5 protein-coding genes (1 of these 5 running past the window's edge) are annotated in these 25,369 nt (G+C 60.9%); all 5 read right to left on the bottom strand.

Translation table 11 applies throughout. The annotated features are described in order from the left end of the window. Window positions 1–124: 124 nt before the first annotated feature. Tightly spaced (at most 6 nt apart), the 5 genes in view from VDP61_RS02475 to VDP61_RS02455 form a layout consistent with a single transcriptional unit that may run on beyond the window. Entirely contained in the window at window positions 125–2,137 is a 2,013-nt protein-coding gene (locus VDP61_RS02475) for a translocase (protein ID WP_323005349.1), read from the bottom strand. Beyond that, the gene (locus VDP61_RS02470) at window positions 2,121–4,289 is read right to left on the bottom strand and encodes a peptidase M50 (RefSeq protein ID WP_323005348.1); all 2,169 of its coding nucleotides are present in this window, start codon (window positions 4,287–4,289) and stop codon (window positions 2,121–2,123) included. The genes VDP61_RS02475 and VDP61_RS02470 overlap by 17 nt, the downstream gene beginning before the upstream one ends. Beyond that, window positions 4,271–6,115, bottom strand: a complete 1,845-nt coding sequence (locus VDP61_RS02465; RefSeq protein WP_323005347.1) for an HlyD family efflux transporter periplasmic adaptor subunit — start codon at window positions 6,113–6,115, stop codon at window positions 4,271–4,273. The genes VDP61_RS02470 and VDP61_RS02465 overlap by 19 nt, the downstream gene beginning before the upstream one ends. A 6-nt stretch (window positions 6,116–6,121) precedes the next feature. Next, on the bottom strand, window positions 6,122–6,418 hold the full coding sequence (locus VDP61_RS02460; RefSeq protein WP_323005346.1) for a DUF3467 domain-containing protein: 297 nt from the start codon (window positions 6,416–6,418) through the stop codon (window positions 6,122–6,124). Then, window positions 6,411–25,369, bottom strand: partial view of a CARDB domain-containing protein gene (locus VDP61_RS02455; RefSeq protein WP_323005345.1) — the 3' portion only. 13,225 nt of this gene lie beyond the right edge of the window; the window shows 18,959 of its 32,184 coding nt (coding positions 13,226–32,184); its start codon lies off the right edge, out of view — the gene reads right to left on this strand; its stop codon occupies window positions 6,411–6,413. The genes VDP61_RS02460 and VDP61_RS02455 overlap by 8 nt, the downstream gene beginning before the upstream one ends.

The raw sequence follows: 25,369 nt of genomic DNA, 5'->3' as shown, positions 1-25,369 counted from the left end.
CAGACTTGCACCCGTGTTTTTCAAAAGTGATACGGCACAGTCAATTCTATCGCCGCAAAAGCAGTCAGATCCCAGTCTGGCACCAAGGCGGCGGTGATCGGCATCCGAAACCGCCACCGCGCCTTCAGATATTATCCGGTCGAAAGCCAAGCGCCTTATGCTGCCGTTCTGCCCTTTGAACGGTTTCTCGCCTGCGTCTGCGCCCCTGTGCTGCGGCCCGGTTTTGTGCCCGTTTGCGCAATACCTCTGCCAACAGCCCCAAAAGCCTGCCGCGATAGCCGATGGTCAAAGACCGGATCAAACCCACGCGCCCCGGCACATTATCAAGAAAAAGCGGATCGTTGAGGGAAACAATGGCGCGCGCAGACCCGCGTTGCCCCTGTCGCGCGGCCCGGCCGATCAGCTGACGGTCAATGCGGGCTGCGGTGTGAAACTCTGTCAATATGACATGCAGCCCGCCGCGTGCCTCTACCGCTGGCCCGACAGGAATATCGGTGCCGCGCCCGGCCATATTGGTTGCAACAGTGATGCGCCCCGCAGTGCCTGCTTCGGCAATCAAAGCCGACTCATCCGCGTCCTGGCGGGCATTCAACACCTGCGGTGCCAGCCCTGCGCCGCGCAGCAAGGTTGCGACATGTTCCGATGCCGCGACAGAGCGGGTACCGATCAGCACGGGGCGCCCCTGGCTTGCAACCGATTTTGCCTCGGCCACAACCGCGCGCCAGCGTGCCGCGTCAGAGCCAAACAGCCATGTGGCCCACATCTTGCGGCGGGACGGGCGGTTGGTCGGAATGCGAAACACCGCGCGGCCATGGCTGCGCTGCAACTCGCGGGCGACCTCGGTTGCGGTGCCGGTCATGCCTGCAAACCAAAGATAGCGGGCGAAAAAGGTTTGATAGGTAATCTGCGCCAGGGTTTCGCGCCTGCCAGAACGATCAAGTTTTTCTTTTGCCTCAATCAGTTGATGCAGCCCCGATTGCCATTGCCGATCGGGCATCACGCGGCCGGTGAACTCATCCACAATCACCAGCCCGTCGTCGTTCAGAATGTAATGCTCATCCCGGATATAAAGGTGAATCGCGCACAGCGCCTGTATCAGCGCCTCACGCCGGGCGGGTTCTGGAACAAGGGCGGCGGTGGGTGGCACAAAGCCGGCCAGCATGGTTTCGGCAGGGGGCAAAAGCGTGACATTGCGTTTCTTGCGATCAAGGGTAAAGTCGCGCCCTGCCTCGAGACTGGCGGCAAGCGCCAGAATTGCGTCCTCGCCTGCTGTCAGCGCGTCATCACCGGGGCGTTGCGCCGTGATGATCAGGGGGGTTTGCGCCTCATCAATCAAGATCGAATCCACCTCATCCACCACCGCAAACCCAAGCCCGCGCGTCAAGATGCGCTGGCCGTCGCGGGCCGCGTTTGCCGACAGCACCCGCTGTGCGATCTGGGCCAGAACCGTGCGACTGCGGCCAAGGGCAAGACGGTCGCGCAGGTAATCAAAAGCAATGTCGGAATTGGTCGAAAACACCACATCGCGCGCATAGATTCCGGGGCGAAGGTGGTGTTCGGTTTCACTGGTGATGAGGCCGTGGCTAAGGCCGAATGCGTTCAGTACCGGGGCAAGGGTTTCAGCGTCACGCGCCGCCAGATAGGCATTGACGGTCACGACATGCACCGGCACCCCGACCAGCGCCACCACCACCGCCGGAAGCAGGGTTGTCAGCGTCTTGCCCTCGCCGGTTGCCATTTCGACAATCTGGCCGCGCAACAGGCCAAGCCCGCCCATGATCTGTACCGGGTGGTGACGTTTTCCGGTATGGCGAAAGGTCATTTCACGCACCCCGGCAATCGCAATCCGCAGCGGTGGTCCTGTCAGGCCGCCTTGCAAAAGCGCTGGGGCTTGGGCCTGTACCTTTGCCGCCAGCGCCTCTGGAGACAATGCCTCCATGCGCTGCCCTTCGCGCCGGATTTGCCACACCTCAAACCAGCGCAGCAAGCCCGGCCTGATAACGGCCCGGCGCAGCGGTGCCAGAAAACCGCGCACCACCTCATCCGAGAGATGCGGGGGCGTGGCGCGGCGTTCCGGCTCTGCCGTATCCGCGCGGTCGCGAATGTGCCAAAAGCGCGCGTCAAACACCGAATGCATTGATGAACACCTCTCGAACGGCGCGGGCCAGGCGCAGGCCAAGCGGCTTGGGGGCAAAGCTTAGCCGCACAAAGGCACGCAGGCCCCATGCCGGGCGGATATCCGTGGCCAAGCTCAGATCCAGCTCGAATATCCGGGTAACAGAGCGGTTTGCGCCGCCCGCATCGGGTGCGGTGGCAAACGGCCCGCCGCCATCCAGCGACAGCACCGCCGAGGGCAGGCGATTGTCGCCCGCTGGCAGGGCGCGCTGCACCCGTGCAGGATGAATTTTGCCGATGTCATCAGCAAAGCGAACCTCTACCGCGCGGGTTTCGCTGCGCACCAGCTCTATCAGGTTTTGTGGCACCGCAACCCGGATCACCGGCGCGGCTTTGGGCAGGATAAAGGCGATCACATCGCCCCGGTCCCGGTGCTGGCCAACCGGCGCGACCCGCCCCGGTAGGTCAAGCTGCCCGGTCAAGGGGGCGAAAAGTTGCAGTTCCGCAACTTGGCGTTGCGCATCTGCCACTTGCCGCTGCAAATCCGCGATCGTGGCGAAAAGCTGCACCGCCTTGGCGCGGTCCTTGACCTGCGCAAGGTCATATTGCGCCTGTCTTTGCGCAAGCTGGGCGCGGGAAATCGCAAGTTTGGCGGCAAGTTCGGGCGCGTCGATCCGGGCGATGCTGTCACCTGCAAAAACCGGGGTGCCATGCGAAGCTGTGAAAGCCGCAATCTGGCCCGCTTGCGGGGCCCGCAAGAACGCCTCTTCGGGCAACCAGGTTACGCCTTGCACAACCGCCCGATGCGGGAAGGGAACCGCCAGACCAAATACCAGCAGCACCGCTGCCGCCATCGCGGCCCGCTGCCACGCCCGACCCCCCGCCTGCCTTATACGGCCATCGGTAACCGCCGCCTTGGTGGTTTTGAGGATCGGCCAGATCAGCGAAAGGGTCAGCGACCAAATCGCAAGCACGGCACCAATCGCGCGGTAGGTCGTCGCCACAAACAGCGCAATCGTCAATGAGATGAAAATCCGGTAGATAAACGCCGCAGGCGGATAGACCGCAAACCAAAGCCGTTCCCACAGTACCGTGGGCATCCGCGCCCGCGCCCGTTCGCGCGTGCCAAACAGATGAACCCGCGCCATTTCCGCCCACCATTGATTGCCCCGCTGCGACAGGTTCGGCACCTCGATCAGATCGCACATCACATGATAGCCATCGAATTTCAAAAGCGGGTTGCCGTTGATCGCCAGTGTTGAAAACCCTGAAATCAGCATCGTGTTGAACAGAACCACCCGCAGCATCCCCGGCTCTGCCAAGGTCCACAGCAAAAAGGCGATTGCGGCGATGCACAGTTCCACCATGACGCCCGCCCCGGCTACAGCCGCCCGATCCCATTTTGACCGAAAGGTAAGCGAGGCCGAGGCCTCGACATAGGGAATGGGAAAGAAGGCGATGAACATCAGGCCCATTTCATGCACCTCGCCGCCGCGCGCGCGGGTGGCGATGCCGTGGGCCAGTTCGTGAAAGGCCTTTACAACCGGATAGATGCAACCGATCAGCACGAGGTTTTCAAGATCCAGAAATCCCTCCAGCCCGCGCTCTTTCAGCGCTGACCAATGGGCCGGAAGCAACATCAGCGCGATCACGATCAGCCCCAGCCCGCTGCCCCACCAAACCAGCGATGGCAGTGCAGAGGTTGCACGCGCAAGCCATGTCAAAAGCCGGTTCGGGTCGATCAGGGGCACCGTCATCGACACCGGATTCATCAGCAGTTTTTTCCAGATCTGCTTGCTGTCTTTGTCGCGGCGCTCCAGCAGATCGGCCAGCAGCGGCGTTGCCGCCCCATCAAGAAAATCGGTCTGATGCAGGTTTGCCAGCAGATGCACGATCTCATCCTGAGTCGGGGCATCTTCATGCAGGGTTTCCGACAGTGCGTGCCAGATGTCCTCGACCGTCGCATGTCCATCCAGCCGCCCGACAAAGCCCCAGGCGGCGGGCGTCAGGCGGTGAACCTTGGTGCCGCTGCGATCGGCCATCACATACCACGGCCGCCCCAGATAGATGTGGCGCGCGGCATTGACCCCCTGGCGCAAACGCGGTGCGGTTGTGGCCACACGGTACCAATCCTGGCTGTGATGCGACTCGGTGCTCATGGCAAGAACTGCCATGCGAAAAGCCGCAGGCGAACCGCCGTGCCCCGCAGCCAAACCCAGGCCAGCGTGCTGCGCCCTGCCTCTATCTTGGCGGTGCCTTGCAATCCGGGGCGTAGGGCGGGGGGCGCATTGGTAACTGCCGCCTCGACCTGAAAGCGGTTTTCACCGCCGCCGGGGTCAGATACGGCGGCGATATTGGTCACCTCAAACGGGACGGCGATGCCGGAAAGACCGGCAAAAACCGCCGTGCCTGTCGCAGCGGGATGGACCAGCGCAAGATCATATTCCGACACCTCTATCCGCAGCCGCCAGCCGCTTTCTGCGGCCACCTCAAACAAATCCTCGCCGCGGCGAACCGGGGTGCCGATACGCTGCGAAAGGTCACCCGACACCACCAGGCCGGCAATCGGCGCGATGATATCCAGCCGCGACAATTGCGCGTTTATCAGATCCAGCGTGGCCAGCGTTTCGGTCAGTTCGGCACTGGCAACGGCGCTTGCGGTTCGGTCGCCAAGGGCAAGTGCGTCACGCTGGCTTTGCTTGGCGCGGGTGGCGCGGGCCGTGGCTGCGGCATGTTCCAGCCGCAGATCCTGATCATCAAGTCGGGCCATCAGCGCCCCCGGCAAAACCCGATCACCCGCACGCACCCCGGCACTTGCGATAAACCCGTCAACCGGGGCAACGATGGTTTGCTGTACCGCGCCTTCAACAGTTGCATCCGCGCCGACCCGCAGATTGGTGGTAATGACGAACGGCAGAACAAGGGCCAGCCCCAGACCAAGGGCCGCAAGCGCAAGGGCGGGGCGGCGGCCAAAAACGGCTGTCAGCGCCCGCCCTGCCAAATCGCGCAATCGGCCTGAAACCAGCCGCCTTTCACGAAGTTTTGCATCCATTAACGGGGCCAGCGCCGCCGCGACCAGCCGCAAATCATCCAGCACATCGGCAGGCACCAGCGCCGCGCCTGCGGTGGCGTCCCGCGCCAGGGTCAGAACGCCGACAACCTGCCCGTGCAGCATCATCGGCGCAGAAATCACAGCCGCCGCGCCCAGTTCTTGCGCCAATGCACGATGTGCGGCATCAACACAGCGCCGCGCCCCATCCGGCGCAGGGATTGCCACAATATCGCCTTGCGCATAGGCCTCGTCCATCGCGGCTTCCCACGCGCGGGCGCGCTCTGACCTGCGGGAAAAGCTGGCCATGCGGCTGATTGCCTCTAGCCGCACGCGCCGCCGTTTGACCGTGCCCAAAGCCGCCTGATCCATGCCCGTCACATCCGGCACGGCATTGACCAAGGCAAGCGCCGCACCGTCAAAGCGCCGATGTTCGGCGGTGGCGGACAAAAGCTGCAGCACCAGTTGCGCCGAACCTGCCTGCTTGCGGCCAAGGGTTGCATGGCCTTGCCAGATGCGGTTTTCCAACCAGCCACCCGACCAGTGCAATTCCCGCATCAAACGGCGAAAGGCGGCACCATCGGGGTGGTGCGACAGTTGCAACACCAGCACCGCCTGCAATTCACCCGCGACCTCGACCGGATAGCCAAGCAGGCTGCGGGTTTCTTCGCGTTTCACCAGGGGTTCCGGGCTGCGGGCCAGGGCCTCGGCCAGGGTGGTGACGCCCGCATCCTGCGCGGGCATCTGCCAATGCGCGGCAAGCCCAAGCCGTCCGCCATCGCCACGCAAAAACAACACAGCGCCGGTGGTATGTTCCAGCCGCCCGGCGGCAATCGCCAGCCAGCCGCGTAGAAACTCGGCTGCGGTTTGCGGCTCCAGAAAGGCGCGCCACGGGTCTGCCGGGGGGGCGATAACCGGCTGTTCTGGCGGTGCTTGTGCGGCGTCTTCCAAACCGTGTCAGTCCTGCAACGGGCCGTAACGCGTTTCATAGCTGCGCAAAAGCTCATCCAGCACTTCGCGCAATTTCTGGGCGGCATGCGGGCTCATGATCACGCGATGCTGAAGCTCGATTTCCAGTTCGCCTTCGGGCCGGTCCCAGCTTTGGTTCAGGCCAAAATTCAAGACCACTTCGTCGCGGGTCGAGGTTGCGTTGCACACATTGCAATAGCTGCTTTTCATCTGGCTGGTTTCAAGCCGGATGCGCCGCTGCGGTTCGGTTGGGTCACTGTGCATGGGCTGCGTCTGGTCAGTCATGGGCGCTCCATTCTTGCGGGTGGGTTTCGTCCAGCAAGGCCAGCGCTTTGCCGTGCCGCTTGCGTTCGCCAGTTCTGGCATTTGGCAGGCTGGCTGTAAGGGCCACGAATGACGCCATCGCCATTAAAACCGCACTATCCCCGGCCTGCTTGGCGGTTGAGATTGTGATCTCGGGCGGTGTGTCTTGCAGCAGTTTTACCTCAACATCCGGTTTCGACACCTCAAAGCACATTTGACGATGGCGCGCGATGGGTTCGACCTTGGGGGGGCCGTCCTCGGTTTGCTCGGGCAGCAAGGCGCGGGCAGCGCTGAATATCTGACCCTCGGTGAAGGGGGTCTCTGTGTCTACGACAATGCAAACATTGCCATCGTCCCGCCGCTCGCGCTTTGGTGGGGTGTCGGCGCCGGGCGTCATCTCGGTTATCCCGACAAGTCGCCAGCGCTGATCTTCATCGACAAGATCCACCGGCTGGCCGGCAAAGCAGAGCCCGTTCTTTTTGGCCTGCGCAATCCGCGCTGCAGTGGCCTCTTGCCCCTCTGGCACAAGGCAGATCACCGTTGCGGCACCAAACATCACCCCCCTGGAGTCGGAACTATAAAACACCCGGTCATTCACGGGGTCAAAGGCCGCATTGATCAGGTTGGCAGAAAGCCCGATCGAGGCAGTGTTTGTCAGGGCCACAGGGCCAGATGCGCCGCCGATCAACCTTGCAAGGGATGATGAGGCAGACCCGCCACTGCTGGCGCTTCCCGCGTTCCCGCCGGCGCTTTCACTGGTGTTGCTGCCTGTGCCTTCTCCGGTGCTTCCTCCGGTGTTGCCCCCAGTGCTTCCGCCCGTTCCGGCCTGTATCCGCAACAGCCCCGGATCAATATTGCGCCAAGCCTCCAGCCCCATCATCGCTTGCTGATCAACCTGCGCAAAAACGGCCTCGTCTTCCTCATCCATGCGGCTATCGCCGGTGGCATCGCCCCAAAGCGCAGATAGCGCCATGACCCGATCCCCAGTGCGGGCCTTGCTGGCCATGTTTTGCGCAACGCCGTTGATTTCCAGGATGGTCACCCCAAAGGGGCGGCCAATCGTGCCATAGGCGATGTCTTGCCGCATTTTCCCTTCGATTTGACCAAGCACGATGCGGCCTGCCTGCGGGCTGTTCAGGAATTGAATACGGAAATGCGCGGCCCCGCTGCCCCACAGCTCACGCGTGATCGTCACGCCGGGCAGGTCGCTGACCAGCCCCTGAATATCAAGTAAACTGGCATCCCAATCAAGCGCGAGCAGCAGCGAGCGCAATCCGCCCGCCTGTTCAAGCCGAATATCCAGCCCTTGGCCATCACTGCCAAGCGCCTTGCCGGGGGTCTGAATCGCTTCTTGCAAAAACACCTGTACCGGGGTTTCGCTGATGTCAAAACTTGTCTCAAGATAGCCTTGCGGGCCATTGGAAAGCAGATCCCACTGGCTGCGCCAGCCGATGGTATCGCCAGTCAGGCGCAGCCGGTAGGTGCCGGGTGCCAGACCGTCGCCGCTTGTGATCAGGGTAAAGCCCTGGCTGTCGGCATCGGGCAACAGGCTGCCTGTCACCGGGCGACCGTCTGCATCCAACAGCAAGATATCAACCGGCTCACCGGGGCGCGAGGCGTAGGTATAGGGGTTGGGCAGGCCGATATCGACCGGCGCGTTGAACCGTACATTCACCCCCCACGGCCCCGCCGTCAGCGCCGATACAAACAGCCCCGGCGTTTTGACCGCAAGGTTTGCGGATACTTCTGGCGTGGCGGCATCGGTGCCAAACACTTTCACCAGATAATCACCGGGCGCTGCATAGGTATGGCCTGGCCGCAAATTGCTCGCCGAAACGGTTTCAACCGTGCCATCGCCCCAATCAATGCTCAGTTGCGCCGCTGCCCCGCCCGGATCGCTATAGCCGATAGTGGCTGTGACCAATTCGCCCAGAACAGCGCTGGCAGGCAGTTGCAGCGTAACGGTGGGCGCAAGGTTGGTCACGGTCACACGCAGGGTTTGCGATGCCGTGCCCCCCGCACCATCGCTGACCGTCACCTGAAAATCACGCGCACCAACAGGCCCCGCCACCCAGCGCAACAAGCCATCCGCCGTCAGTGTGGCACCGGCGGGCCCGCTGATCAGGGTGAAGTGCAGCGAGTCGCCATCCGGGTCAGTGGCTGTCAATTGCAGGCTTAGTTCCTGCCCCTCGGCAACCGATGCCGCAGCCTGCGAGGTGATCACCGGGGCATCATTGACCGGCGTCACCCGGATTGCAAAGGTAACCGGCAAGCTGAGGGATTTTCCATCGCTGGCCGCAAAGGTAAAGCTGTCGTCGCCATTGAAATTCTCGGCAGGGGTATAGCGGTAAATACCGGCCGAGATTTTGGCAAGCGTGCCATGCGCAGGGTTTCGGTCGATCACCGGAACAACCGGGTCACCATCGGGGTCACTGACCAGGCTGCGCAGGTCGATTTCAATCGGTGTATCCTCAACCCCGGTCGCGCTGCCGCCGCCCATGGCCACAGGAAGCCGGTTATCCTCAACCGGCGGCACGTCAAATTCCAGATCAAGGATTTCAATCTGCGCATCACGGGCGCCAAAACCCAGCAGGTCAAACGACAATGTTAGCTGTGCTGCGGCATTTATGGCGGCAAGATCAACCACGATCTTCCGCTCTTGCCAGCCATCCGCCGTGGTGACAACCGCGCTTGCGGTCAGGCCGTTTGCCAGCCGCAACAGCCCGCCCGCCTGCAGGTTCAGCGCGGCATCGGTATTGGAAAGCCCGCCAACCACCGTAAACGCCTCACCAAGCGCGTTCAGCAACCCGATCTCGAACGCGTCCGGCACCTGGCCCGCCACCTGCGTCATCTGGCTGCGTAGGGTAAAGGTAAGCTGCTTTGCCTCGGCGGGCAGAACAAAGGTGCGCACTGCCGCGGTACGGGCCGTATTCGCCTCGATCAAAAGCAGGCCATCGGTAATTTTCTCTACCTGGCCAAGCACATGCCAACCCGTACCGACCAGCGGAACCGACCCGGTAAAGGGTGAAAAGGCGTAATCGCGCCCGGTGCCGTCGCCCCGGTTCAGCATGCCAGCCTGCCGCATTTCGCCAAGGAATGCGATCAAACGATCCACCTCGATATCCAGATAAGCCTGCGGATTGTCAGAGGCGAGCTTGATAATATCGCGCAATTCTGCTGACAGCACAAAATCACCCTGCTGGCCCATCAGGCCCGCATTGGGCAGGCGGGTGTTGCTGGCAAAGTCATACATATCGGGCGCGCCCAGCGTATGCATGATTTCATGCGCATAGGCCCATGCGGCCAATGTAGCAAACGCCTCTATTCCGTTGAAATCCACATTTCCGGCTGCCGGTTTCAGCGCGTTGAACAGGGCCGCGCTGTCCAACACCACCTTGTCGCCAAAGCGCCGCTGATTGAACAACTGGTCCAGCAGGAACCGCTTTTGCGGCTCTGTCAGTTTGGCGTTCTCGGCGCTATTCAGCAGCTTGTCGAGCGTTGTGTTGGCGGCGGCATTCCCGTCTTTTGCCGGGGCGAAATCAAAGCTGGCAAGGCCAAGCCTGCGGAACATCACCTCGGGGGCTTCTGCCCCGTCCTCAAGGGTGCCCCAAGGGGCTGCGCCCGCCTCAAAGATCAGATCAAGAGATCCTTTGTTGCCCTCGCTTATGCGGAAATCGGTCGACCCGCTGGCGCTGAGCAGGCTCAGCACACGGTTATACACCTCGCGCGCGACCACACCCCATTGCGCCTCGGCCAAGCCGGTAAACTGCGCGGCAAACAGGCTTTCCTCGCTTTCAGGGTCAGGGTTTGCCGCCACCAATCTGGCAAGCTCGGCGGTCACCGCCGCGCGCAACCCTTCCAGATCAAGGTTGATGATCTGGCTTTTGACCGCCTTGCCCCGCAAATCAACAGAGCCGATTTTCAACCCATTCCATGCGAAATCAAGCGTCCCGGTGTCGGTCACCTGATCCGGGCCGACACCCGCAGCGCCCAGCGACGTGGGCGTGAAGTGATAGACCAGATATGACCCGTCCTTGGTCACGTCACTGAAAAACGCAAAATCGCCGGTGTTCAGGATGCTAGCGCTCAGATCGGTATCGGTTGCCAAGGCGCCCTTGACCGGAATACGGATGATGCGCGCACCACCCGGCACATCGGCAACCGGGGCCATATCCAACAGCCCGTCCGTTACCGATCCATCGCCGGCATCCAGCAGATAGAACAGGTTGCTTTGGCGGATCTGATTGCCGGTTCCCCCCTTGTCGGGCCAGCTTATCGCCATCTTGCTGGTCAGCATCGCAATCCCGTCTTCGCCCAAAAGCGTGTCCAGCGCATCAGGGCTTACGGCGGCCTCAACCGCCAGTTCAGCAAATTCATTGGCTTGCAGCGTGACCGTCAAGGAGACCGATTGCGTGCGGGTATCCAGCTTGTCGAGGCCAATCGACGACCCGGCGCGCTGCCAGTCACCACGCTGACCAACAAGTGTCACAAAGTCGTTCTGGTCGATATGAACCCGGATCGTGACCGGCTCTTTTTCAGTGTTGCGCAGCGTGATGACCTGCCTGTCTTTGCCCGCACCCGTGTTTTCTGCAGTCGTCAGCACGGCTTTGCCGGTCGCGTCGTCTGGCAAAACCTGGCCCTTGTCCGAGAAGAACAGGTTTAGGTCACCCGTATCACCCGAGGTTTCCGTCAGCGTCACGCCGCCTTTGAAGCTGATATTGTCAACATAAAGCCGAATGTCGGTATTTGCCGCACTGTCCGGTGCAGCAGCGGGTCGGTGCTGAATGATCAGCCGCCCGGTCTTGCCTTTTACGTCGTCGGGAATGGTGAACAATACCCGTTCATAATGCCCGAAATTGCCGCTGGTAAGCGAGGTGGGATAGCCCGGTGCCGCCACCAGTTCCTTTAGCACGCCGTTGATTTCGGCAGATACCTTGATCTCGTTCACCACCGCGGGAAAGCTGGTCCAGCCGCCCGTCCCGGCAGTCCATTTGACATCAATCCCTAGCTGGGTTTCCGTGTCAGGAAACCGCATGGTATTATGGATCAGCGCATCATTGGGCTGAATTTCAAAGCTCCACGCCGCAAACTGGTCTTGCAGATAGGTCAGAATTGCAGGCAGCTTGTCCAGCATGGCCTCAATCTTGGCGGCGGTCTTGGATTCCTTCTTGGCCGTGTCTCTGGATTTGATGGTATTTTTCGCCCAATCCTTTTCCAGTTGGGCCAAGCTGCCATTCGGGTCTTTGGCCCTTACGAATTTCTCGGTCATATGCAGGCGGTGCAGGCGCTGTGCCTCTTTCAGGGTATCTTCGTCAGCTTTATCAAGGATTTTATCCCAGCGATCACCGTCGGTTATATATTCAAAGATATCGGTATCAATTTTATCCAGATCAAGAAACACCTCCAGCACCTTGAGAAGCTCGCCTGATTTCAGCCGCTCTATCACCGCCGGCAGGTTTTCAAGGAAGCTTTTATCCGGATCAACCTTGATGTCTGCATCGGGGTCATCCGGGTCGCCGCGGTCGGCGGCAATTTCTGCGCCCGATTCAGGGAAGAAAAGCTTGATGAAATCGCCCAGCATCGTTGCCAAGGGCTGGGCGTCGCTGGAAGAGCTGGCGATGCCTTTCTCAATCAGCAAATGCACGATTCTTGTGGTGTCGAATTCCAGCGCCAGCGAGGAAAGGCCCGGCAGCGGCAGCCCCATCACTTTGGTTGCGGATGAGAACTGGTCCAGCTCTGGTTGCAGGTTTTCCAGATTTCCAAGCCCGCCACCCTGGAAGGACCAGCCCGGAATTTCATACATTGACCGGTCAAGCACCGGCACACGGCCAAAGAAGGGCCGGTAAGACGCCTCAAAATTGCCGTTGAAGATGGATTCCAGCACCTCTTTATGATCGCTGTCGGGCGAGTTGTTCAGCGTTACCGGATCGGATTCGGCCCGCAGTTTGACGGCGCTAGGGTCTGTGACACGCAGCAAGGCACCCCCCCCGAGGGCGCTGTAAAACCACCCGGTTGCAACGCCTTCCCAATCTTCTGGCGTGTTGCCGGTGATATTTATCTTGTCGCCGCGCGCGGTCTTTTCCTCTTCGCGCGCGATATACCAACTGCGGAGGTTCTTTTCGTAGGCGTCGCTGTGCTCTTTGATATTTGTGGCCGATGGCGGCAAGCCGGATTCAGCCTTGTCATTGTAGAACCGTGCCAATTTCCCGATCTCGATCTGAACCGAGCTGAAGAAGGGAATTTGTGCGCTATAGGCGGTTTTCACCTCGGCAAAACGATCTGACAAGCCCCGCCAGATGTTTTCCATCGAGCCGCCAGCCCCGACAAAGGTCTGGGTCGAAACATCCGCGGTTCCAAGATACCAGCCAACCGCACGGGCGTTTAATGTGCCGACGCCAAAACCGTATTGCTTGGGCGAGAAGAGCCCGATCTTTACATTCGGCACCGCATCATCTTCAAAAAATCCGGGGCGTTGGTTCAGGTTAAGGTTCACATCGGCGGTCGGAACAGGGGCGCCAACCGTGGTAAAGGATGACCTGTCGGGGCTGTAGCCCGCTGTCTGGAAATAGTTGTCGGCATAATCCACACCGGCCCAGTTCACCACAATCGGGTCGCGGAAGTCGCTGTAATCAAGTTTGTCAAAACCCAACCATGTTACGGCTTTCTGGGTTTTCTCGATAATCGTCTCGAACTTTGCGGCAAGGCGTGCAAAACGGAACGAGGTTGCCGTCAGCGGCCCCGTGACCGCCGCCGTCGCGCCCCCCGAAACCACTGTGGTAAAGGCCGAACCAAGGCCCAAAGTATACAGCCCCACCTTTGTCAGCGTGGCCATCTTGCCAACCAAATCAAGATAGCCATCAACATCAACCACCATTTGCGGCTGTTTCGTCATCATCGGGTCGATGGTGGTCACATGGATCTTGCCCAGATCCTCGGCGCCATATTTGACCAGCAAGCGCTGGATGATTTCAGAGTTGACAGCCGCGCCACGGTCTTGGCCGATGAAATGCAAGGGTGATTTCAGCAGGCCCGGAACAAGGTCTTCCAGCTTGACGATATCGGCATAAAACGCATCCGCCGCAGCTTCGGCAAAGCCGCCTTCATTGGCGACGCTTGCGTCTGTCCAATCGGGCACCAGAACAAGCGCGTTGGCCGTCAGCGGGTTGCCCGCCAGCGCAACCCAGTTTCCGATGCGGCCGGGGTCTGTGCCGCCAGCCGCGAATTGGGGGCTATAGACCATGACCACGCCTTCGGAATTTGCCGCAATTGCCTTGGCCAGCGCATAGATTGAAGTTGCGTCCAGCACGCCGCCTATGAAGGGCGCGCTGAAGCCATGCGTGACCACCGTCACCGAGGCATAGCGTTCACCTTCCGCCCGGCGTCGCGGCTCTACCGTAAAGGCCGCTTCGGCAAATTCGCTTTCATGCTGCTTGTCGTTCGATTGGCGGTGCAGCTCTACCCCCCAGAAATATTGCTGGCCAAAGGTCAGCAATGTATCGGATGACAGCGTGATGCGGATCAGACCATCTTCACCGATCAGCGCTTTGATGTCTTTCAATGTATAGTGTTTGGTGAAAATGCGATTGCGGTTGCCTTCGACGGGCACAACGCCTTCGCCTGCTGTCACATCGGTCCAGCCCAGCAGTTTCAAGGCTGCAACAGCTTCGCTGCTGGCTTGGTCGGCGAACAGCCCGTTTGCGGGATCGGCCGCCGCAACGGTAAAGGTCATGCCGGACACATTGGCCAGGTCTGTCAGTTGGAACACGAATGTCGGCTGCGGATAGTTGCTTTGGCCGCTGTAATCTTGCAAAGCCAGCCGATTTTTCGCCTTGGTGATTTCCAATGCGCCCTCGACCCCTGCCGGTGTCATGTTGATAGAGCTGCGCAACCCGGTAGAGCCATTGACAACGCCGCCGGTCACGATCGGCGTGCGCCGTTCAAACCCCGGCGGGGTGCCGACTTCCAGTTTGAAATGCCCCGCCGCATCTTGCCAGGGATACAGCGCGAACAGGGCACGCTCGTCGATTTCATACTCATATTCCGGGGCCGTTACCGGCCGCCCGAATTTGTTGAAATCACCCGCAGTCGTGAAGTCATCAATCGGGTAGTCATACAGCATGCTCAGGTTTGGATTGGACGTCTTGTGCTTCGCCAGCAACGTAGCCAGCAATTCCTCAATTTTCTGGATATCATAGACCAGCGTTGTGCCCAGCCTGCCGCCCGACATGACAACCTCACCCCCGTCCGAGGTCAGGCCAAGCGCCGTTCCCCAGCTTTGCGGAATGCCACGCGTTGCAGCGACCACTTTTGGGGGTAAGCCGTTATCACCGCCCAAAACTCCGGTCATCACGGCAATATTGCTGCCTGCAGGATTGTAGTATTGAGACGAGAAAATGCCGAATTCTTCCGCAGCCTTGTTCGGGTTGCGTTCCATCATTTCAGAATTGAACCGCCGTTGCCCTAGCACAAAGGCCAGTTTGCCATCGCGTGAAAAGACGATATCTACCGGGTCTGCAATCGTGAACGGGTCGATGAAAGGGTCAGCATCCACACTGGGCGGAAAGGCGAAATAGGTTACAGAGTCGCGCGCCCATGCCCCGCCGCTATCGCGTTTGAACACAAAGATACTGCCGGGATAGGCTTCGGCTCGGTTCATGTAATTGTTGTCCAGCACGATGATGCGCGCCAGCCCGTCATCCACGCCGTAACGTGTCTGAACTGCGCGCGGATTGCGCAGGAAGGTGCCGTTGCCATTCTCTTTGGCGCCAAACTCGATCACCAGCGCAGTCTCGATTTCAGGTGTGGGTTTGGCCAATTCTGCATTCAGCAGATCCAGATCATAGATCACCACGCGCCCGCCGGCCTGCCCGCCCTTGGTGTCAAGCTGGGTCACAACAAGCTGCTGAAAATCGGGTGTCAGGGTTGCGTCAAGATTGGTCCATTGCTTTCCGCCCAGCTCTGCGCTGGCGATAACCTTGTTATAGGTGAACGGGTCATTCTGATCGGTGCCGATGACGTAAATCATCGAGCTTTTGGTATCTATGGTATAAAGGCGTCTGCCGCTGGTATCAAAGAACAGTTCTGTCAGCGCCGGATTGCCGGGGATTTCAATATAGTTGATCCCGTCTTTTCTTACATTGGCGTCGATCTGGCGGTACATCACCGCATCGACCACCGCGATTCCACCCACCCCTTTCAGCGATACATAAAGCCGCGTGCCATCTGGCGTTACCGCAACCTTTTGCGGGCTGGTGGTTTGGCCGGTCGGCGCGCCTGTGGCGTCCAGATCACCAATCGGAATCCGCACGATCAATTCTGAACGCTGCGGAATAATCGTTTTATTGCTGGCTTCGTAGTCTTCCAGTTCTTTCACGGTCATTTGTGCGGGATCAACCGGCATCTCACGCATGACCACAAGCTGATCAATAGTGCCGCGCACAGTTGTCACGTCGGGCCCATCGGGCTGCGTGATGCCGCGTTCCACAACCAGATAGGTATTGCGATAATCCGAGGTTATTGAAACCGGCCGAGAAATGCGAACCGCGACATCCTTGTTTCCGCCCGAAATATTGGTCGCTTCGGCAAAGCCGGTCAACGCCGACAAAGCGCTGCTGATAGAAAATTCGGTGCCAAATTTCGCTACCCGCACCTGGCCAACCGAACCGCCGCGGGGTGGGTTGACGCTTAGAACCTGTTTTCCATCCTCGACCCGGCCCTCGGCGCGGACCGCCCGGCCAATGCCGTTTTCAGAAATCAGGTACAATTCGAAATCACCCGATTCCGCACCTGCCATCATCATGCCGGTCAACTCATCCTCGGGGAAATCACCAAAGACAATATAGCTGGGCGGGGCGTTGGTGCCTGTCTTGAAAAGATTTGTGCCTTTCAGTTCCAGCTTTTGGTTGGTGGTCAGCGCCGTTCCCGCATCATCGGTATAGCGGATCACAGTCTCGTCGATAACCGGGGCGTCGATCCTCAGATTATCCAGCAGCCCGCCAGTCCCCACAAGATTTACCGACATGTCTTCGATGCCGTCAAACACCGTCAGATTGGCGCTGCGAACGAATTGCTGTGTTTCGCCATTGATGATGGCAACGGAGATCTTCTTGATGACATTCGGCAAGCTAAGGGTAAATTTGGCACCCGCATTCAGCGCACCGATGAATACGCCACCCTGCGAATTTGACACAAAGGCCGATGTTTGAATCGCATCGCCCGGCCCTTTGGCAGTAACTTTCGTGATCCCGGTAAGTTGCCGCGCCATATCGACGCCGACTTTCATCACCGCCATTGGACCGCCAACCATTGGCCCGTCATGCGGCGGTGATTTTGTCCGGGCGATACCGTTTTCATCAACCGAACCGGAATCAATCTCTTGATAGCCTTTGACCAGCGATCCGTCTTCCATCACGAAATCAGAAATACGGTAAAACAGCACCCGGTCGCCGGGGGCAAGATTGGTCGGCACCGCAAACTGCATCGGAATCTGCATTGGCGTGCCGCCTATATCCAGATTGAAGGCCGCCGCAAATTCAAACCCCATGCCGGTTGGCATCGGTGGCGCTTCAAGGTCTGCCTCGGTCAGGGTTGTGATAGTTACATTGGTCGCGCGTGGCATCGCCCCGGCAGCAATCGCCACCTGATAGCCATCACTATTCGCAACGATCCCGCCGTCACGGCCCACGGGCACATTGTCGGCAACAACAGGTGCCATCACCGTTACCGGCACCAGTATTTCAGTTGCGCGGAAAATCACCTGTACCGTGGTTTCGCCCGGCTGCAAGCCGATGATCCGACCATCTGCGGTGACCTGCACGATACTGCCATCGACAACATAGCTGATCACCTCATCCGGGCGGGTCGCAATAACATTCTCGCCCTCGGTATCGAACAGCAAAAGCTGCCGCGAGGCGCCGGGCGCTATCATCACAGCATCCGGGTAAACATCGGCACCAAAATTCACCAGGGCGCGGTCATATGCGTCTAATTTGCCCACCCGCACCACGGTCGCCGCCGAAATGGCACCCCGCGCCGCGATCAGATGCGTAAAGCCGTCACCGCGCCCTTCCAATTGCCCGCGCCGCAGTACGGCGACAGTTGGGTCTGCAATGTTTACAGTGATATAGCCTTCGGGCAGCGCCACAATACCACCATCGGCAAAGGCCCCAAAAATTGCGAAATCACGGCGTTCGCCATCGGCAAGATCGGGCGCGCGCTGCGCAAATTCAATCGCTTCCAGCGCCGCCGCTGAAATATCGACGGCAAGTTCCGTCACATCCGACCAGCGATGCCCATCTGACGCCCGCAGATAAATCCGCGCATCGCCGGTGCGGCCGGTTTGTGGCGTGAACAGCAGGCTGCGGCCATCGGGCGCAAGCTGCGCCACGCCGCCATTCGCCCCCATAACCTCATAGAAAATCGCGTCGCCTTCGGCATCTGCCGTCATCGTGCCAAGGTCGATCCGAATGGCAAGATCGGCATAGGTTTTGCGGGCTTGCGGCGTGATAACGGGCGCGGAATTGGCCAGCAGGCCAAAATTCTGCATCATAAGCGCGTGGTCGCGGGCATTCGCCGCGCCGTCACCGTTGATATCAACCGCTACCAGTTCAAAGCCCGCCAGATCGGCCCCGTTCACGCTGCCATCCGCCGTCAGATCGCCCGCTGCAGTCACCTGCAAACGGTAATCGCCCGCCACGGCAGCCGCCATGGTCACAACCTGCAAACCTGCCGAGTCCACCGCAAAAATCACAACGCTTTGCCCGCCGATCTGGTGGATCGGCAGTGGTTCCTGCCCGTTCAGGCGCAGCGTTGCGGCCCCCGGCCCATCGGCCTGCACGCGCAGCAAGATGCGCCCACCCACCGTTGCCAACTCACTATCGCGGATGGAAAGCGTTGCGGTTGCGCTGCCATTCGCGGGCAATGTTGCGTCAAACGGCGCTGCGGTGGCAAGCACCCCGAAATGATGCCCGCCAGCAGAGGTTTGCATGCTGCCATCGGAAGTATAGGCATAACTTGCGGCATCCGGCCCCGTGGCCGCAATCAACCGCCCCGCGCCTGTGCCCTCATACCCGTACAGCACGGGGTCTGTGCCAGCCTTGCCGACAAAACTCAGCCGCCCAAGCGCGTCATAAAGATAGATGATACGCGCGCCATCGGGCAGTTGAACCCCCGCAATGGCACCAGCGATATTGGTGATGATATTCACCGTATCGCCATTGGCCGCGATGATGCCGCTATCCGAAACCCGCAGCCGGTTGCCGTTTTGCACGATGCCGGTCACGTTGCCCGCACCATCTGCCTGCCAGCCGGTGCCATCTGCTGTGGTCAGGGTCAGGCTGCTGCCAAACGCCGCAAAGGGCGAATAGGGCAGCCCCAGCAACGCGTCAAACAGCCCGCCTTCGGCCTCCATCAACACCGGGCCGTTATGTGCCAGCGTATAGCCCGTATTTGTGCCATCAAAAACCAGGTCAATCCGGGTGAACCCGGCAATCTGCGTTGTGACAAAGCGCGCGGTAAAGGTCAGCCGTGTGCCATCGGGCGCGCTCAGATGTACCCGGTCGCCTTGGCGCAGCGCGCGGTTGCCGGTGGCCGCAGGCCCGGCGTCAAGGTTCAGATCGGCCCAACCCGCTTGCCAGCCGGGGCCAAATTCGCCCGGTTTGCCAGCATCGCGGGCATCCAGCACCCGTTGCAAGGGCAGCGTCACGCCGCCAAGGGTGATGATTGCATCGGTATCAACCCGGCGCAGGCCAGAGGCGGCGGCGGGAAGAATTTCCACCTCACGCTCTACAATGCTGCGCAGGCCTGCAAGGTCGGTCGCCTCCAGCCGCAGGGTATAGAATCCGGATTGCACCAGCGCCGGGTCCAGTGTGGCCAGCACCCCGTCAACCCCGGCACCGCCCTGGGCCAAAATTTGCGCCGCGCCGTTTTTGCCAATCAGCGCCAGTCGCCACTGATCAAGGCTTGCATCGCTGATACGCCCCGCAATCGTGCCAGCGGCCAGAACAGCGCCGTCAGCCACATTCAGCGCCAATTCCGGCGCGTGGCGGTCGCTGGCATCACGCACGGCGATAACGCGTTCGGCCCGGCCAACGCGGCCATCGGCATCGGTCACTTCCAGAATGGCGCTATATTTACCGGGCGCTGTGGGCGTGAAATCGGCCCGCCCCAGCGCGTCCAGCGCCAGGGGTGTACCGTCCAGTGTCAGCCGATACCCCGTTACCGGCACCAGCCCCGACCCGGTGACCGAAAGCGTCACCTTTTGCCCCGGCAGCGCGGGAAAGCCCGGCGTTACATCCAACACCGCGACCGGCAACACCGCCTCACGCGAGATGCGAATGACCATGGGGGCAACGGTTTCATCTGTGCCGTCAAAGGCCCCGACCCGCAGCACCAAATCCCCCAGATCCCCCGCATCGGGGGTAAACAGCAGCCGCCCGGTTGCCGCATTGAAACTTGCCCCGGCTGGCAGGTTGTCAATCCGCAGGGTCACGCTGTCATCGCTGTCCGGGTCGGTCGCGCCGATAATCGTATCCAGCGTTTCGCCCAGCACAACAGCGCGGTTTTGCAGGGTCAGGACCGGCGCGCGGTTGCTGTTGAGGATGCGAACCTCGACATCTTGCTGCGTGGCCGCCCCCGCCGCATCCCGCGCGCGGAGGGTTATCGTCCAGGTTCCGGCCTGCACATGGGTCGGTGTCCAGCTTACAACGCCGGTGCGCGCATCCAGTTGCATACCGGGGGGCAGGGCGCCGACCGGCTCAAACAAAATCCCGTCACCGTCAATATCTGACGCCAGCAGACGGAAGCTGAGCGCATCCGCCTCGCGCCCGGTTTGCGGCGGGGTTGCCACGAAAATCGGCGCGCGGTTGGTATTGGCGACAACCAAAAGCACAGGGATGCTGGCGCTGCGATTGCCATCGCTTGCCGTCACCACCAGCGGGTATTCCCCGGCCTGAAAGCTGTGCGGTGTAAAGGTCAGGGTGCCGGTCAGCGGGTCAAGCACGGCCCCACCGGGCAGGCCGGTGGCCGAAAACGTCAGCGCGTCGCCTTCGGGGTCTGCCGCCTCAAAAACATGGGTCAGAGATGAGAGTTCGGCGACCTCAAGCCGCGCAACCGGCGTCAGGAACGGCGCGCCGTTGGTTGGCCGCACTTTCAGCGCAAAGCCCATGCTGTCGGTGTTGCCGGAACTGTCGCTGACGGTCAAAACCACGGGATAGTCACCCGCAGCCACCGCGCCCGCCGCCCAGGCAAGCCGCGCCGTGGTGCCGCTGGCCGAGGCAACAAGCGCTGCACCGGCAGGCAGGCCCGCCGCCTGCCATGTGATGACCGCACTGTCAGCGTCAGTCGCGCTGAACACAAATTCAGCCGCCGCATCTGTCAGGGCAACCAGCCCCGCCACCGGCTGCAGCCTGGGCGCAAGGTTTTCTGCCGCCACGGTCAGAATAAAGCTGCCGCTGTCGCTTTGCGCATTCGCGGCCTGACCATTGCCGTCATCGGTCACTTGCAGCTCTATCCGCCAATTGCCGCGATCCAGCTCATTGGGGGTAAGCCGCAGCAGATAGCTGCCATCGGGATTGATGATCAGCGCGCCAAGCGGTGATGTGCCATCCAGCGGCACCGGGTTTGGATCAATCGAGATTTGATCCGCGCCGCCGGTCCGCACCGCAAAGGCAGAAAAGATCAACGCACCGCCATCGGCATCAACCGAGGCCAGCGGGATGTCCAGCACCGCACCCGCCTGAACGCTGCGGTTGGGCAGGTCTGGCAATTGCGGCGGGCGGTTTACATCTGTCACCGTCAGCACGATATCAACCGATCGTTCCAGCGCAACACCCGTGCCATCGCCATCATCGCGCGCGGTCAGGCGCAGGATGTAGCGCCCCGCATCGGCAAAATCGGTCATCCAGGCAAACTGCCCGGTCTGCGCGTCATAGCGCGCGCCGTCGGGCAGGCCGGTCATCGTATAGGCAATGCTTTCGCGTTGCGACCCTGCGTAGTAAACTAGTTCGCCATTGTCGTCCCGTTCGGGCAACACATAAAGCGGATTGTCGGGGTCAAACCCCGTGGTGCGGAAAAATATCCCTTGCCCCTCGGCTACGGTCCAATCCTCAAACCCTTGCAGAACCGGCGCGCCATTGGCATTCACCACCTCCAGATCCAGGGTGATCTGCACCGTTGTCTGACCATCCGACACCCGAACCGGAATCGCATAGTGCCCCATCTGATCAAAGCGTGGCGTCCATTCAAACAGGCCGGTATTCGGGTTGATCACCGCACCCGCCGGCAAGACCGGCGCGCGGAAGCTCAGCGGCTCGCCTTCCGGGTCATGGGCGATCAGCGGGATGCGGATCAGATCCCCCTCGCGCACCTGCAAGGCCTGCGGGGTGGCCACGACGGGCGCGGCATCGCCCGGATAAACGATCACGGTAAAGCGCTCGACCGCCTCTTTCGCGCCATCGCTGGCACCGATCTGGATATTCGCGTAAATCCCGCGCTGCCCCGGCAACGGCCGCCAGACCAGCTCTTGTGTTTGCTGATCAAGATAGGCGCCTTTTGGCAGATTATCGGCAAACAGCACGATGCGGTCGTAATCTTCATCCATCGCGATGATCGGCAGGCGCATCTCTTCGCCCTCGATCAGCGTGATAACGGCATTGGGCGGCACGATGCCGGGGGCGTGGTTTACCCCTTGGCCAATCGTGATATCCCATGCGATTTCGCCGTAACTGCCCTGATCGTCATAAACCCGCACCCGCACGGTAGAGGTTTCATCCGCCTCGCGGCCCGGTGTCCAGGTGACAAGACCGCTGACGGCATCAATTACCATACCCTCGGGGCCCTGCATCAGGGCAAAGCCGATCACGTCACCGTCAACATCAACCGCCGTCACCTGATGGGTGTAGGCCGTGCCGATCACCGCATCGGCGCGGTAATCTTGCAAGATCAGGGGCGCAGCATTGGCCCCCGGCAACACCCGCACCCCATGTTCAAACGGGGCGCGCTCGGCCGGGTCAAGCAACAAGGATACCGCAAGCGCCATCGTCGTTTCGCCCGCAAGCAGCACGCCGTTCGGGCCAAGTGCGCTTGTCAGATCAATCAGCCAGATATCATTGCTGCGGGTGCCCGACAGCGGCGTTCCCGAACCGTCAGGGTCGCTGATATCCAGCGTCAGTTGTGCAGGCGCCCGGATGGGCCGGGTGCCGGTGTTGGTCACCAGAACCTCATAGGTTACACTCTCGGCTGCGCGATCATAGCGTGTGTTCTGGAACACAAAGGAAACCTGCGCCGTCGCGTCCTCCATCCGGCTGAACGCAAAGGATTCGATACTGCCCAGCACCATGCCGCGTGACGATTGCACCTTGTCGCTGACGGTAATCTGGTAATCGCCACGCTGTAGCGGCGCAAAAGACAGCGTGACCTCGCGCGTTTCATCATTATAGCGCGTTGCGGTGATCGGGATCAGCCGCCCCGTCGCATCCGACAAAACGTAATTCGCCGGATCAATGGCCGAACCTGTTCCGCGCACCGCCATATCATCATCAAACCGCAGGCTGAAGCTGGCAACGGGCAGGGCGGTTACTGCGCCATCCTCAAACGTGGTCGCAATGATCTTTGGCACATAAAGCGGGCGCAACACGTCAAGGCCCCGGCCATGGGCCAGTATCACGCGCCCATCCGCCAGCGTGATGATATCTTCGGCGCGCGCCGTGGAAGCCGCGATTGTGACCACCTGATGCGAGGCCATATCCAGCGCATAAACCCGCGACAGCCCGGCACCGTTGCGCACCGAGGTCAGCAAGGCGAGGCCGGCAAACTCGGTGCCCTCGGCGCCAAAGGTCAGCGAATCCAGCGGCGCATCAAGCTGGGCGATCAACTCGGCCTTGCCCGCTGCGTCAAAGCGCAAAACCTTGCCCCGGTCAGGCCAGCTTGTGCCCCAAAGCGTGCCATCGGGGGCCAGTGCCAGATCATCCACCCGCATATCTGAAAACGGTGTCAGCAGCCCGCTGGCCCGGTCAAAAACCGCGATCCCGTCGCCGGTAGAGACGTAAAGCTGGCCTTCGCCCTTTACCGCCACCGCCTGGGTGATGCCATCACCATACTGGCCGATGATATCGCCGCTTGTCAGGTCAAGTTCCAGCAAGGCGCCCCCGCCCGAGGTCGCCCAGATACGCCCCGCGCCATCTTGCGCCAGCCCGTAGATCGGCGTGCCAAGCCGCGCCAAAGGTTGCTCGGCCCCTGTACCATCCTTGGCCACCCGGTAAAGCCAGCCGCGATCCGGCCCGCCTGAAAACAGGACCGAGCCATCCGCCAACCCCAACAGGGCCAACGCGCCGATGCCACCCTGACTGCCCGGCAAATCCTCGACAAAGGCCTCAAAGCCGAAAGGGGCGATGGAATTGGCAAACACCCCGGCGCGCAGCGCGGAAATGGTGGCCGCGATGCCATTTTGTGCCTGAAGGAACAGCGCATTGGCGGGTATATTTGCGACCGGGTTCCCCAGATCAAGCGGGGTGGCCTCGGTGGTGGCCTTTACCAGCGTTCCGCCCAGATCGACCACATCCGCCGGGATGGACCCGGTGCCGGTGCCAACCGGAACCGCGCTGCGATTGCCGGCCATATCGCGGGCAAGCACAAGGAATTTCACCTCAACCGCGTCCGGTGCGGCCCAGACAAAGGCACCCGTTGTCTCATTATTGGCGATCAGGCGGAAATCACCGCCGTCTATCGCGGCATAGATATTCGCATCGCGCAGGCCCGAGCCGTTTTCCTCCTCGGTGGCGCTCCAGGTAATGCGGTAATCGCTGCCATCGCCCAAACGCTCGGCAGAAAAATTCGTGACAGGGGCTTTGGTATCCAGTCGATAGCGATAGGGCGCGGTATCTTCGGGCGCGGCAATATCTGTCAGAATTCGCGCAACGGCGCTGACCTCATGGCCAGAACCGGCATCGGGTGCGGCGGCGGCGGTAAACTGTACCGCGCCGCTTTCACCGGGCAACAGCAGGCCATTTGGCCCTGCCGTATCCAGCAATTCGCCGGTTTCAGGGTCAATCGCCTGCACCAGCCAGGTTGCGGTGCGGCTGGCAATATCCATCCCTGCCGATAGCCGCAGAATAAACCCGCGCGTAGCACTCAGATCCAGATCCTGTTGCCAAACCATGCGCCCCGCCGGCACCTTGACCGACAGGTCACCCAGCGTCAGCCCGCCCAGCCGGAAGCTGCGTGCATCCAAAGCGGGGTCAAGCGTGGTGACAATGCGCAGGTCCCGCAAGGGCCGTGCGCTATCGGTATCCACCGCAAAACCCACCTCATGCGGCAGGGCATAGCCGGTTGGAACCCAGTTGCCCGCACCCACACCAATCGGGCCGCGCAGCCATCCGCTGCCTTCGCCTGCGGGCACGCCCGCGATATCGCGGAAACGGTCCAGATCCAGCGCGACCAGCTCGGATGTGGTATTGTCAGAGCCGAAATCCGGCAGATCGACGGCGCCGAGCCCCAGCCAAGGGGCATAGATATTGAACGCGGTGAACGTGGTTGGCCGGGTCAGGCCCAGATCATAGGACGCCGCCGCTGGCAGGTGCGGCACCGGAACCGCATAGGGAATGCCATTTGGCGGGTTGCGCATATCATAGCGGGCAACCGGGGCCTTGGCATTGGTGCTGCTACCATACCATTCGCGCACCTTGCTGTAAAAATCGACCAGATCGCCCGAACTGCGGATGCCCCCCCCAGCCGTTCCCAGCAGCAAGCCCTGCGACAGTTGGGCAACCAGCGAGGTGACACGGGTGGACGCAAACACTGGGGGCGCATCGGCCTCTTGGCGCAGCAGCCCCGCTGTTGTCAGCGCCGCAAGGAAACCATCGGCCCAGGTTTCGGCATCGGCGGCAAGGGTTTGCAGGCTTGGCACAGCATCGGGATCGGCAAGCACGGCAAGGCGCA

The organism is Pseudorhodobacter sp., assembly GCF_034675685.1.
In the GTDB taxonomy this organism is placed as follows: domain Bacteria; phylum Pseudomonadota; class Alphaproteobacteria; order Rhodobacterales; family Rhodobacteraceae; genus Pseudorhodobacter.
The sequence above is the reverse complement of the archived record's forward strand: the minus strand, read 5'-3'. Positions and strand labels throughout refer to the sequence as shown.